The following is a 12,949-nucleotide window of genomic DNA, read 5'->3' as shown; positions in this document are numbered from 1 at the left end:
GGGGCACCGAGTCTACAGCATGGCCCCCGGATCCACGTCGATCACGACCTTCACCGCGGAAGGAACATCGACCAGGGCCGCTTCCACCCGGGCGAGCAGCGGGGCGAGCGCCGTATGCGTTGGCCCCTTCAAGAGGAGTTGCCAGCGCGTCTTGCCACGGATGCGGGAGATGGGCGCCAAGGCTGGCCCCAGCATGCGGACCCCGGCGGACGCAGGGGGCATGTGCCGGGAGACGATGTTCCCCAGGGAGCGCGCCACACTGGCCGTCTGTTCGGGATGCTCCCCCTCCAGGCGGACGGCGGCCATGCGCGAATAGGGAGGGTAGGCCAGCGCCTTGCGCCACTCCAGTTCTTGATTGGCGAAGCCGTCGAAGTCATGGGCCAGCACGCGCCGCACCGGCTCCGCGTCCGGATTGTAGGTCTGCACCAGCACCCGCCCCGGGTCCTTGCCCCGGCCCGCGCGGCCGGACACCTGGGTGAGCAAATGGAAGGTGCGCTCGGCGGCACGGAAGTCCGGAATGGACAGCGACGTGTCCGCCATGACGACACACACCAACGTCACGCCCGGGAAGTCGTGCCCCTTGGCCACCATCTGCGTGCCTACCAGGACGTCCAGCTCCCGGCGCGCGAACGAGGCCAGCATCTCCGTCAGCCGCTCGGCGCTGCTGGCCGAGTCCCGGTCCAACCGGGCGACACGCGCGGTGGGGATGCGCTCCAGCACCTCCGCTTCCACGCGCTCGGTGCCGATGCCCAGCTTGAGCAGGGGGCCCGTGCACTCCAGGCACTGCTCCGGCACCGGCATGGCCAAGCCGCAGTAGTGGCACACCACCCGGTTCTGCGAGCGGTGGTGCGTGAGGCACACGTCACACTCGCTGCACTTGAGCGACAGGCCGCACACCTCGCACAGGAGGACGGTGCTGTGGCCCCGGCGGTTGAGGAAGAGGATGACCTGCTGGCCGCGGCCAATCGTCTCCGCCATCGCCTCCAACAGCGGCGGGCTGAGGATGGGCGCCTCTTCCGTCACCACGCCCTCGCGCGGACGCTCCACGCGCAGGTCCACCAGCTCGATGGTGGGCATGGGCCGGTCATCCACGCGGCGCTTCAGCTCCAGCAGCTGGTAGCGCCCGCGCTTCACGTTCTCCAGCGTCTCCAGCGCGGGCGTGGCCGAGCCCAGCACCACCACCGCGCCGGCCTGCTTGCCGCGCACGACGGCCAGGTCGCGCGCCTGGTAGCGCAGCTTCTCCTCCTGCTTGAAGGACGGGTCGTGCTCCTCGTCCACGACGATGAGCCCCAGGTTGTCCACCGGCGCGAACACCGCCGAGCGCACGCCCACGGCGATCTTCACGTCGCCCCGGCGCAGCGCCTGCCAGTGGAAGAGCCGCTCCCGGTCCTTCAGCGCCGAGTGCAGCACCGCCACCTCCGCGCCGAAGCGGCTGCGGAAGCGGCCCACCAGCTGCGGCGTCAGCGCGATTTCCGGCACCAGGATGAGGCTGCCCTTCCCCAGCGACAGCGCATGCTCGGCCGCGCGCAGGTACACCTCCGTCTTCCCGCTGCCGGTGACGCCGTGCAGGAGGAAGGGTTGGAAGGCCGCCGCGTCCAGGGCCGCGCGCAGCACCACGCCCGCCGCGTCCTGCTCCGGCGTGAGGTGGTCCGGACGGCCCTGAATCAGACCCTCCTTCACGCTGGCCTCCACCGTCTTCTCCTCCAGACGGGCGAAGCCGCGCGTGGCCAGCTTCTTCAGCGTCTCTCGCGCGCCCGGAATCGCGTGGGCGACCTCTTCCAGCGGCGCGCGGCCTCCCACCGCCAGCAGGTACGCGAGCGCGGCGGACTGGGCGGGCGCGCGCGACAGCTCCGGCGGCACCTCGTTGACGAGCGCCACCGCGAAGTGCTGCACCTCCGGCCTGGCTTCCTTCTCATCCACGGCCTTCGACAGGCCGGGCGGCAGCGCGCCGCGAATCACCTCACCCAGCGGGTAGCGGTAGTGCACGGCCGCGAAGCGCAGCAGCGCGATGAGGTCCTTGGGCAGCGACGGCGAGTCCTCCAGCACGCGCTGGACGGCCTTGAGCCTCACCTTCTCGCCAGTCGGCGGAGACGCGGGCCCCAGGTAGAAGCCCAGCGCCGTGCCCCGGCCGAAGGGCACCAGCACGCGCTGCCCCGGCTCCAGGCGGCCCGCCAGCTCGTCCGGCAGGGTGTAGGTGAACTCGCCCCGGACGGGGCGGCCAACGGCGATGGAGGCCAGGACGGGAGTGCTCACTTCGGCGCGCACTGTAGCGGCGGCGGCGGGCTCGGACAGTTCCCGGCGGCTTTTCACACCGGAGGTGCGCACCGCCCTGGAACCCCGCGTCGTGGGGGCCTTCGCGGGCGCCGCGTCCGCCCCGCTCCACAAGGGTCGCTGTTCCATGACACTCCCTTCAACCACCACCCCGGCCCCATCCGTCCTGCTACCGGGGTCCACAGTGCGCGAAGGGTCTGACATTCCCCGCCGGGTCCCGCCGTGGGACGGAAACCCGGGGGTGTCAGCAGGCCACTTCGGGGCTCAGGCCCCGGTGACCTTCTTCCACGAAGGACGGCTCCGGACGCGCTCCCACCAGGCCGCCACGTTCGGGTACTTGCCGACGAGCTCCGCGCCGCCCGCGGCGACGAAGAAGTCCATGTAGGGCATCCACGTCACCTCGGCGAGCGAGAAGCCGTCTCCCGCCAGGTACTGCTGCTTGCCCAGCACCGGCTCGATGATGCCGAAGACGCGCTCGACGCCCTGCAGGCCGTCGCTGATGCGCGCCTCGTCCGGCGCGCCGCCGCCCATCAACTTCTTGAAGAGGCGCTCCCAGATGACCTTCATCGCGGAGGGCGAGAAGTAACACTGCTCCACGCTGATGAACTGCTCCATGCGCGCGTACGCATGCACGTCGGACGGCGTCAGCGAGGTCCCCGGCAGCTTGCGGTCCAGATAGCGGATGATGGCGCGCGACTCGTAGAGCCGGAAGCCGTCATCGTCCTCGAAGGCGGGGATGACGCCGAAGGGGTGGCGCTCCATGTGCGCGGGGCTCTTCTGCTCCCCCTTCGTGAGGTCGACGAGGACGAGCTCCGCCTCCTGGCCCTTCTCCGCCAGGGTGGTGAGGACCGAACGCGTGGCAGTGCTCATCGGGAGGCCGTACACCTTCATGGGACATTCCTCTGCGTGGCGGGCCGGGGAAAGTCCCGGCCAGGCGGGGCCAGACTCTTCATGGCCGCCGCCAGCGCCGCAAGGACTTCAGGAAAGTGCCGGCTTTGACTACAGGGCGAAGAGCGAGTCGGGCAGGTTGGCCCGGTTGTCCCCCTTCAAGGCGGTGAAGCGCAGGTTGCGCTGACCGCCGCGCCACACCTCGATGGTGCGGGGCAGCCACTCCCCCGTGGCGGGCGAGTTGTAGTCCAGGAAGCGGACATCCCAAGCCGTCCCCGACGCGTCCGAGTAACGCAACCGGGCCGGGCGGAAGGAATCCTTGTAGACCCAGAACTGAGGGCGGCCCTCGGCCATGTCGCCGATGACGTAGGCCACCTCGCCGCCGAAGCGCGCCAGTCCGGTGCGCCCCGTCTCGATGCCCAGGTTCTGGAGGTGGCGAATCACCGCCTCCTTCAGCTCCTGCACGTTGCCGCTGCCCGTGGCGAGCAGCGGGCACACCTGCGAGACGAGCGCCGACATGGAGGGAATCTCGGTCCCCTGCACGCGACGGCGGCCACCCGACTGGACCACCGCGGACTGGGCGTTGCCGTCGGGCACGGAGGCCTCGAAGCGGCAGCGGCCGGGAACGCGGATGGACAGCACGCCGTCACCCTGCACCTCCGGGCGGTCCGTGGGCGTCCCCAGCGCGGCGCCGGCCTCCTTGACGGCCGGGCCTCCGAAGCTGAGGGAGCCTTCCACGCGCAACGTGGACAGCCTCAGCTCGGCGCGCTCCGCCGACATGCGGCGGATGATGGAGCTGCCGGGCAGCACGTAGGCCGCCGCGGCGAAGGAGACCAGGACAGCGAGGAGTGCAACGGTGCGCTTCACGGCTTCTCCGTCTTCACGACTTCACGCATGTACTCGAGCAGCCCGGCACGCAGGTCCGGACGCTTGAGCGCGTAGGCGATGTTGGCCTTCAGGTACCCCACCTTGTCGCCCGCGTCATAGCGCTGACCCTTGAAGCGGTAGCCGAGCAGCCCCTTCGACTGCTGGAGCGTGGCCAGGCCGTCGGTGAGCTGGATTTCGCCGCCCACACCCGGCGTCTGGTTCTCCAGGATGGGGAAGATGTCGGGCGGCAGCACGTAGCGGCCGATGACGGCGAGGTTGGAGGGCGCGGTGCCCTTCTTCGGCTTCTCCACGATGCGGTCGATGCGCATGACGCCATCACCCAGGTCCGTGCCCGCGGCGATGCCGTACATGTGCGTCTCACTCTCCGGCACTTCCATGAGCGCGATGACCGCCTGGTTGTACTGGCGGTACACGCGAGCGAGCTGGCGGATTCCCGGCTCCTCGGCGTCAATCATGTCGTCGCCCAGCAACACGCCGAAGGGCTCGTCGCCGATGACGCTCTTGGCGCACAGCACCGCGTGGCCCAGTCCCTTGGGCTCCTTCTGACGGATGCTGACGACGCGCACGAGGTCCGCGATGGCGCGCAGCTTGTCGGCCTCGGACTCCTTGCCGCGCGCACGCAGCGTCGTCTCCAGTTCGAAGCCGATGTCGAAGTGGTCCTCGATGGCGCTCTTGCCGCGGCCATTGATGAGGACGACATCCTCGATGCCGGCGGATACCGCCTCTTCCACGATGTACTGGAGCGTCGGAGTATCGACGATAGGCAGCATCTCCTTGGGAACCGCCTTGGTCGCCGGCAGGAAGCGCGTGCCCAAGCCGGCTGCCGGGATGACACACTTGCGGATGAGGGGCTCTACCTTCGAGGTTTTGGAGGCCATGAGGGCTGGGAATCTATTGATGGCCCCTGACCCCATCAAGCCGGATAGGATGGACTTGTCATGTTGCTCCGCGCCCTGGTGCTGATTGCCCTTTGTGTGTCCACTACCGCTCTGGCGCAGCCCGCCGAGGACCTTCGCGATGTCATGAGCGCACGCGCCTATGGCATGGGCGGCGCCTACCGGGCCCTGGGGCTGGGCACGGATGCCATCATGGGCAATCCAGCGGCGATGGTCCTCTACCCGTCCTACCGGGTTGAAGGCACCGGCGCGTGGGATACGCGGCAGAAGGAAGGGTTGCTGGGCGTCTCCGTCATCGACGCCGCCACGAGCCGCCTGGGGATGGGCGTGGACTACCACTGGGTGAGCGTGGGGCGCGGCGGCGCGCGTGCCAGCGCCCACCTCAGCTCGATGGGCGTGGGACTGCCCATCAGTCAGGCGCTCATGCTCGGCGCCACGGTGCGTTATCTGCGCATGAGCGGCCAGTCGCGGTTCGCCAACTCCGTCACCGGCGACGCGGGCCTGATACTCCGGCTATCGCCGTCACTGATGGCGGGCTTCTCCGCGCACAACATCGTGGACACTGGCAATGAGGAGCTGACGCGCTACTACTCGGCGCACGTCGGGGTGATGACGGGGCTGCTGACGCTCGCAGGCGACGTGCGCGCGGACTTCACGACAAACGACACCAAGACGTTCACGTACCACGGCGGTCTGGAGTACATCCTGGGCGAGCTGTTCCCGGTGCGCGCGGGCTACTCCTACGACGGCTTCACGCGGACGTCGCAAATCAGCACGGGGCTCGGCTTCATGTCCGAGGGCGGAGGCGGCCTGGACTTCGGCTACCGCCACGACCTGGGCGGCCCCAAGGGGCGCATGCTGGCGCTCACCATCAAGCTGAACACGAACTGAGTCAGCGCGGCGCCCGGAGCGGCAGGTAGCGCTCCGACGCGGCGAAGCGCAGCAGCTCCACCAGCTCCGCCTCGTTGCCCCGGCGGGTCCGCAGGACGGACAGCGCGGGGCCAATGCTTCCGCAGGCCACCAGGCCCGCGCGGTTGGCGGAATCCCGCGCGGCATCTGCGAGCGCCGAAGCCTTGAAGTTCTGGGTGCCGGGCTCCAGCAAGGCCATGGCGCGCTCCAGGGCGCGCGGCGAGAGGGACTCGCGCACCACGCGGGCCTCGGCTCCGGAGGCACGCGGGTCCTTCAGCACGGTGGCCAGCAGCGCCAGGGCGCGGAGGAGCTGGCCCCCCTTGAGGGCCCGGAGCGCGAGCAGGTCCGGCGACAGGGACAGCAAGGCGCGGCCCACGTGGAAGCGCAGCTCCGGGAGCGGCATGGGCTCACGCAGCAGGAGCCGGCCCACGAGGAGGCGCGGATGGCCCGCGTGCACGGCGGTGAAGGGCGGGCCGTCGTCCTCGGCGAGCACGAGCTCGGGCAGGTGGACGTCCAGCATCCGCGCGGCGGTGTGCAGCGCGTCGAGCACGGAGGGCGCACAGGGGCCCGCGGTGGCGCGCAGCAGCTCCGAGGAACCAGCGGCGCGGCCCTCCGCTGGGAACAGGCGGCAGAGCGCGATTCCGGTGCAGGCCAGCAGCTCGCCCGAGGGCGTGCGCAGACCGGGGTGACGCAGGCCGGCGCGCTCGTCGGAGGTCAGCGGTGGACGCTGGCCGCGCGGCGCGGGAGTTTCGAGCCCATCGAGCGCGTCGGCGATTTCGCGCATGAGCGAGGCACGCGCCGGGTCTCCTCGCTGGTCGAAGTACTCGGCGAGGAGTCGATAGGGCTGCGCGTCGAGTGGGCGCTCTCGGATGTGCCGGAAGGCATCGGGCTCGGTGTCCGGTGATGGCGCATAGGCGGGCGCGGGTGATTCGCGCGGGTCCATGACGCCGGGGACAGGCCGAGGAGGCTCGGGCGCCGCGGGAGGCTTCGCGATGAACGTGCGGCCCGGCGCCGGGGCGGAAACCGTGCCCTCCGGACGCGCGCGGACGACGCGGCGCACCGGGTCCATCCGGCCGGGTGGCGCTTCCCAGGAGATGACGCGGGTCTCCGGAACGGGAGCGTCACCGAGGTCCACGACCTCGCCCGTGATGAGGTCGGTGGCCCGCGGACGACGTGCTCGGGCCTCCGCGTCGCGAGAAGCGGGCCCTTGCTCCGCTTCGCTTCCGGACGCGGCGACGCGTGGCGCGGCCTTGTCTCCGCGCGAGGACGCGGGGGAGCGTTGAGCAGCCGGCGCCTTGGGGGAGACGGCGGCGTCCGCGGACTCAGCGGGAGCGCGTGGCTGCGGGGCCGCTGTGTTGCCCGGGGATGAAGGCGGGTTACGGGCCTCGCCCCTGGGGGACGACGCGGGCGCACGTGCTTCTGCCTTGGGTGGCGATGCGGCGAAGGCTTCCACTGGAACGCGCGGTTCACTTTGCGCTGGCGAGACGGTGGCGCGTGCCTCGCCCTTGGGAAGCACGTCAGCGGAGGTTGCAGCGGCGCGAGCGTCACCCCTGGGCTGAGGCGCAGCGGAAGCATCCGCCGGGGCCACAGCGGCGCGGGCCGCCGCCTTGGGCTGGGGAGCCGAGGAAGCATCCGCCAAAGCGGGGGACCCCCGCGAGGGTGAGGCCGCGGAACGTCCCTCCCCTCGCACGGAAGCTGCGGCAGTGCGCGCCGCGCCCTTGGGAAGCGATGCATCCGGGGCCAGCGCACGCGACTCACCTCGCACTGGCGCTTCCGTGGACCGCTCGCCTTGCGCCCCGGCGTCCATTCCAGACAGGGCCTCGCGGTCGGAACGGGCCTCCCGCTTCCCCTTCCGCTTCGAAGAAACGGGCTCCGGCGAGGCCTTGCGGCCCTGCTCCACCGCGGCGCCCGGAGAATCTCTCCCAGCTTCATCGAGGGCCGGCACCACGCTTTCAGGCGCGGATGGGGCAACCCCGATGTCCGTGGTGGGCGTCTCCTCCTTGGCCAGGCTCTGGAGGTTCGCGGATGCTTGCGTCAGCACCGGGGGCGCCGCGATGAGTGGCGCACGGGGGCCGCTCGACTCACGGCGAGGGACCGCGGAGCGCGGCGGCTCGGGAGGCGGCTCTTCACGCTCTGCTCGTGCCTGCCGGATTCCCTCCGCCCGACGGGCGTAGACTTGCGCGCGCTCGGGATTGCCCATCACCTCGCGCCACAAACGCGCGAGCCGGTCCCAGGTGCGCTCCCGCTCCGCCTCGTCGTCCATGGCGGTGGCCGCGTGCTCCAGGGCCCAAGCCGCCTCGCCCAAGTGGTCGCGTTCGAGGAGACGCTCCACGAGCATCAGCCACGCTTCCTTGTGGCCCGGCTCGTAGCGCACGGCCTGACGCAACTCATCGAGCGCGGCATCGGCGTCGCCCTGGGCATCCAACGTGGCGACCAGCTCCAGCCGGGCCTGACGCGCGGCGGGCCCTCGGGATTCGCGGGCGAGCTGAGCACGCAGAAGCCGGCTGAGCACCGTCGTGTCGCCGAGCTTTCGCGTCAGTATCGTGAGCTGTACGCGTGCCTGCTCACTGTCGGGACTCTCCGTGAGCACCTCACTCCAGGCCCACTGCGCGAGCCGCAAATCGCTCAGCGACTCCTCCGCGACCTGGGCCAGGACGCGCAGCGCTTCCACACGGTCCGGCGCGCGGCGAGGTGCCCCCGCCAGTGCCACCCGGAGCCGTTCCGCGATGGCGGGCCGTTCCGCGTCCGACACGCAGCAGAGCATCCCCGCGAGCACGGGAAGCAGGCCTGGCGAGGAGGACTCCGCCGCCTCGAAGTCCGCGCGAGCCTTCTTCAGCTCGCCCATGTGGAGCCAGCGCTCGCCCCGCGTGAGCAGAGCCCCCGCGCGTGCGCGGCCAGCGGGCGCGCGCCGGATGGCCTCGTCCAACGCACGGCGCACAAGGGACGCGTCCCCTCTCGCGGCGAGCAACCGCACCTGATCTCGAAGCGCGGCGCGGTCCCCCGTCAGCTCCACGATTTCCCGGTACATGCGCGCGGCGCCCGCGGGGTCGTGGAGCTCGTTCTCCATCAGCTCCGCGAGACGCGCCAACGCATCGGCGCGCAGGGACGCGTCCTTCGCCCGGTCCGCCCGCTTGAGGTAGAGCTGAGCCAGTTCGGCCCAGGCCCGTCGAGCGATGAGCTGGGCCTCGACCTTCTGCGAGCGGGTCAGCTCCTCGGTGTCTTCTCCAGGAAGCCCCGCGCTCGCCTCGAAAGCGCGGCCTTTCTTGTTCGGTGCATCGCCAGAAGCCGAGGCGAGCGCGGCCTCCAGCTCCGCCAACGACACCTCCATGGTGCCGGAGCGGGCATCCGGCGCGGGTGCGGCACTGGGGGGGGCTGGAGGTGGCAGAACCTCTGACGGAGGCGGGGGCTTCCGTCGCTCGCTCTTCGAGGAGGCAGGAGCCTGCTGGCGCGGTGGCGGACTCGATGCGGCAGCGCCGCCGAGAAAGGGCTGTGCCTCCGAAGTGACTTCACTTTCGTCGGCGTCGTCGAAGGTGGCTCTGGCAGGACGCGGTGCCGGCGGTACTTCGCGGGCGACCGACGCGGGTGCGGCAGCGTCGTCGTCTGGGGCATCGGCCCAAGGCACGGACAGTGGCGCGCGCCCCGGGACGAACGTTTTGACCGCACCTGAAGACGGGGGCACGGCGGCGTCCCCCAGGGCGGGCATCTCCACTTCTGTCTTGCGCGCCTCGAAGTCAAATCCCCCCGGTGGCACAACCACCGCCGGCATTTCCACGACGGTCCTGGGTGCTTCGGGAGCAGAGGCACCGCGAGGAGTCACCGCTGGCAACTCCACCGCCGGCATCTCCAACACCGTCTTGAGCGATTCAGTGGGTGGCGTCTTCACGGGTGACGTCACTGCGGGCAGTTCCGTCGCGCTCTTGCGCCCCTTGGTACGGGGCGCCACTGGCGACGGGGCTGTTGCAGGCAGCTCCGCCGCGCGCTTCTGCGGGCTCGCGGCAGGCACCACGGGGGACAACTCCGCCACGTGCGAGAGCGAGCTCACGACAGACGCGACAGGCGCCTCGGCATCCATCGTGGCTATTTGAGGCATACGCGCATCGGCATCGGGCGGCGCCTCGCCCACCTTGGACGAAGTCGTCGCGCTCACGTCAGGCCCAGGCGGCGGGACCGAACTCGACACGGGCCCACGTTGTTCCGAGACGGGCGGAACCTCCGCCTGAAGCCCTTCCGCGCCGCGCTCGGGTGACGCGGCCGCTGGCGCTCCTCCACCAGTCTCCGGGCGCTGCGACGCCAACGACTGCGAACGTGCCTCCGTCGCACCTACCGTGGAAGCCGACGCCGAGGCCGTCCTGGCAGAAAGCGGCGGCCCCACCACCGTTTCGATGAGGTAGACGCCGTCGTCGTTCTCCCAAGAGGCCGCGGCCTGCGCGCCTTCCTTCCGCGCGGGGAGCTGTGCCAGCACACCCTGCTCGTCCTCATCAACCTTCGGGGCGCTCGCACCAGCGTCGGGCAACACCTTGCCCTCGATGCGCGCACGCAGCACCTGGAGCACGCGCTGGGCACGCCGGTCCTCGGGCCATTCCACCAGGAGGGCTTCGAGCGCGGCGGCGGCACGCGGCAGTTGGTCCACCCGTCGCAGTACCCGCGCGAGCTGACGCCGGACCGCGCGCCTGCTGGAGACCACCGTAGGCGCCACCTCCAGCAGGGTGATGGCCGCCGCCTCGGTGCCCGCCAGCAGCGCCATGCGCACAATCCCGGCGGCCAGGCGCGGCGTCATCGGGAGGGTCCGGCTGGCGCGCGCAAGCTCTCCGAACGCGCGCGCGGCGGAGCCCTCTCGCAACTGCCGGGCCGCGGACCGGAAGTGCCGGTCCACCACGTCGCTGACATCCTCCGCGGGCTTGACGTCGGACGCGCCGGGCTGCAGCGCCTCCTGTCGGACCGCTGCGGGCTCCGGCGTGCCGGCGTTCTTGCCGTTTCTCACGCCACCCATGGGTGCGGCAGTCTACACACAACGATGCCCGTTCCGGCTGTTACTGTCCTCCTCCCCGCGCGAAACGCCGAAGCCACCGTGGCCCGCGCCGTCCGCAGCCTCTTGACGGGCACCTTCCGCGACCTCCGTGTGCTCGCGGTGGATGACGGCTCCACGGACGGTACGCGCGAAGTGCTGACCGACCTGGCGGCGAGCGACTCCCGCGTGGAAGTCCTTGACGGCCGGGGCCGAGGCCTGGTGGCGGCGCTGAACCTGGCGCTGGGGGAAGCCACCTCTCCCTACGTGGCCCGGATGGACGCGGATGACGAAGCCCTGCCCCAACGCCTGGAGGCGAGCCTCACCACCCTGGAGGCGGAACCCAAGCTGGCCGGCGTGGGCACGGCCGTGGAGGTGTTCCGGGATGACCACCCCGTGAGCCCCTCGCTCCAGACCTACGCCACGTGGATCAACGGGCTGACCTCCGCCGAGCAACTCGACCGGGAGCGCTTCATCGAAAGCCCCCTGTGCCACCCCTCCGTCTGCCTGCGCCGGGACGCCCTGATGGCCGCGGGAGGCTGGAAGGACGGCGACTTCCCGGAGGACTACGCGCTGTGGCTGGAGCTGCTGGACCAAGGCTTCGCCCTGCGCAACCTGCCCGAGGTATTGCTCCGATGGCGCGACAGCGACGGACGGATGACGCGCACGGACCCGCGCTATGCCCGCAAGCGCTTCATGTGGACGAAGGCCCGCTACCTGACACGAGGCCGCGGTCCCCTGGCGGACGGGCGCCCCTGCACGGTGTGGGGCGCGGGCCCGAGCGGCAAGACGCTGACGTACTTCCTCCACCAGGAAGGCGCCCGCGTGCGGCGCTACGTGGAGGTCCACCCTCGCAAGGTGGGCACGCACATCCATGGCATCCCGGTCATCTCTCCCCAGGAGCTCGGCGCTCCTGGAGATGGACACCTGCTGGTGTGCGTGGGCGTCCGCTGGGCCCGCGCGGAGATTCGCGAGGACCTCATCGGCTGGGGCTGGGTGGAGGGCCGCGACTTCACCTGCGCGGCGTGAGAACTCACTCCGCCCTGGAGCCCGCGCCGCGAATGGCTCCCGAGGGCGCCAGGACGCCGGCGGCCAGGAAGAACCGCATCAAGTCCTCCGGCACCGGCGCCTCGATGCGCAGCAGCGTGCCCGTGCGCGGATGTCCCAGCTCCAGCGCCTGGGCATGCAGCAAGCACCGCGCGGCCTCCACGCCTTCCGCCCGGGCCGCGCCGCCGTAGCGCGCGTCCCCCAGAATCGGAGCGCCCAGCGCCGTCAGGTGCGCGCGGAGCTGATGCGTGCGGCCCGTGTGCGGCAGCAGCTCGACGACACAGAACGCAGGCCCCGAAGACAGCGTGTGGAAGTCCGTCAGCGCGGGCACGCCATTGGCCGCCCGAGTCGCCCGCCAGCGGCCAGGGCGCGACGGGTCCTTGGACAACGGCAGGTCCACCGTGCCCGACGGGGGCAAACCCGGCCCGGTGGCCGCGACGTAGCGCTTTCGCGCCCGTCCCTCCCGGAACTCGGCCGCCAGCGCCGACGTGGCCTCCGCCGTCTTCCCGAACACCGTCACGCCGGACGTCTCCCGGTCCAGGCGGTGCACCAACCCCGCGGGGCGTCCCAGCTTCGCCCCCACCAGGTCCACCAGGCTGTCTCCCACGCGCCCCTCGGTGGGCTGCGCGGACACACCGGCCGGCTTGTCCACGGCGATGACGTCCGCGTCCTCATACAGCACACGCAGCTCGGGCGCGGGGGGCGCCTCGGATAGAGGGCTCTGCCCGCCCTCCTCCAGCACCACCGTCACCACCTGCCCGGCCGTCAGCCGCGCATTCGCATCCCGGCTCCGCTTGCCCGCCACGTAGACGGCGCCCACCTCCACCAGCCCCCGGGCCCCCGGCTCGGGCAGCCCCAATTCATCCGCGACCGCGCGGGCCACGGCCTTCCCCACCAGCGCCCCTTCCACCCGGAACGTCCGGCGCTTCATGCCGCCACCTCGCCCACCGGGCGGACAGCCTCAGCGTACGAGCCCGCGCCATGCGCCACGTGCTCCGGCACGCCGCCCCCCATCCCTGTGTCCACCGCAGATGTCATGCGGCGG

The 12,949-nt window shown here is 71.3% G+C and carries 8 protein-coding genes; 2 read left to right on the top strand and 6 right to left on the bottom strand.

Features of this window, described 5'->3' with window-relative positions:
* Positions 1–12: 12 nt before the first annotated feature.
* From priA to galU, 4 genes are all read right to left on the bottom strand, one after another.
* On the bottom strand, positions 13–2,400 hold the full coding sequence (gene priA, locus BHS09_RS07185) for a replication restart helicase PriA (RefSeq protein ID WP_140797510.1): 2,388 nt from the start codon (positions 2,398–2,400) through the stop codon (positions 13–15).
* 135 nt (positions 2,401–2,535) lie between these two features.
* A complete protein-coding gene (locus BHS09_RS07180) occupies positions 2,536–3,162 on the bottom strand; it encodes a glutathione S-transferase family protein (protein WP_140797509.1) in 627 nt (208 codons plus the stop codon).
* Positions 3,163–3,270: 108 nt separating this feature from the next.
* The gene (locus tag BHS09_RS07175; protein WP_140788463.1) at positions 3,271–4,026 is read right to left on the bottom strand and encodes a hypothetical protein; all 756 of its coding nucleotides are present in this window, start codon (positions 4,024–4,026) and stop codon (positions 3,271–3,273) included.
* Positions 4,023–4,925, bottom strand: a complete 903-nt coding sequence (gene galU / locus BHS09_RS07170; RefSeq protein ID WP_140788461.1) for a UTP--glucose-1-phosphate uridylyltransferase GalU — start codon at positions 4,923–4,925, stop codon at positions 4,023–4,025. The genes BHS09_RS07175 and galU overlap by 4 nt, the downstream gene beginning before the upstream one ends.
* A gap of 60 nt (positions 4,926–4,985) precedes the next feature.
* Between galU and BHS09_RS07165 the strand changes: the two genes are divergently transcribed.
* A complete protein-coding gene (locus BHS09_RS07165) occupies positions 4,986–5,834 on the top strand; it encodes a PorV/PorQ family protein (protein WP_140788459.1) in 849 nt (282 codons plus the stop codon).
* A 1-nt stretch (position 5,835) separates the two neighbouring features.
* Here the strand turns inward: BHS09_RS07165 and BHS09_RS07160 are convergent, their stop codons facing one another.
* On the bottom strand, positions 5,836–10,842 hold the full coding sequence (locus BHS09_RS07160; RefSeq protein ID WP_140797508.1) for a hypothetical protein: 5,007 nt from the start codon (positions 10,840–10,842) through the stop codon (positions 5,836–5,838).
* Between the two features lie 24 nt (positions 10,843–10,866).
* On the opposite strand from BHS09_RS07160, the gene BHS09_RS07155 reads away from it, so the two are divergent.
* Positions 10,867–11,886 carry a glycosyltransferase family 2 protein gene (locus BHS09_RS07155; protein ID WP_140788455.1) on the top strand — a complete coding sequence of 340 codons (1,020 nt, stop codon included), beginning with the start codon at positions 10,867–10,869 and terminating at the stop codon, positions 11,884–11,886.
* Positions 11,887–11,890: 4 nt separating this feature from the next.
* Here the strand turns inward: BHS09_RS07155 and BHS09_RS07150 are convergent, their stop codons facing one another.
* Positions 11,891–12,835 carry an RluA family pseudouridine synthase gene (locus BHS09_RS07150; RefSeq protein WP_140788453.1) on the bottom strand — a complete coding sequence of 315 codons (945 nt, stop codon included), beginning with the start codon at positions 12,833–12,835 and terminating at the stop codon, positions 11,891–11,893.
* Positions 12,836–12,949: the final 114 nt, after the last annotated feature.

The organism is Myxococcus xanthus, assembly GCF_006402735.1.
GTDB lineage: Bacteria > Myxococcota > Myxococcia > Myxococcales > Myxococcaceae > Myxococcus > Myxococcus xanthus_A.
Note: the sequence above shows the minus strand (reverse complement) of the source record. Positions and strands in the feature narration are given on the sequence as shown.

Bases quoted from the DNA above. Each gene is read 5' to 3' on its own strand.
- BHS09_RS07150 (WP_140788453.1), bottom strand. From the start codon at position 12,835: ATGAAGCGCCGGACGTTCCGGGTGGAAGGGGCGCTGGTGGGGAAGGCC.
- BHS09_RS07160 (WP_140797508.1), bottom strand. From the start codon at position 10,842: ATGGGTGGCGTGAGAAACGGCAAGAACGCCGGCACGCCGGAGCCCGCA.
- BHS09_RS07180 (WP_140797509.1), bottom strand. From the start codon at position 3,162: ATGAAGGTGTACGGCCTCCCGATGAGCACTGCCACGCGTTCGGTCCTC.
- galU (WP_140788461.1), bottom strand. From the start codon at position 4,925: ATGGCCTCCAAAACCTCGAAGGTAGAGCCCCTCATCCGCAAGTGTGTC.
- priA (WP_140797510.1), bottom strand. From the start codon at position 2,400: ATGGAACAGCGACCCTTGTGGAGCGGGGCGGACGCGGCGCCCGCGAAG.
- BHS09_RS07155 (WP_140788455.1), top strand. From the start codon at position 10,867: ATGCCCGTTCCGGCTGTTACTGTCCTCCTCCCCGCGCGAAACGCCGAA.
- BHS09_RS07165 (WP_140788459.1), top strand. From the start codon at position 4,986: ATGTTGCTCCGCGCCCTGGTGCTGATTGCCCTTTGTGTGTCCACTACC.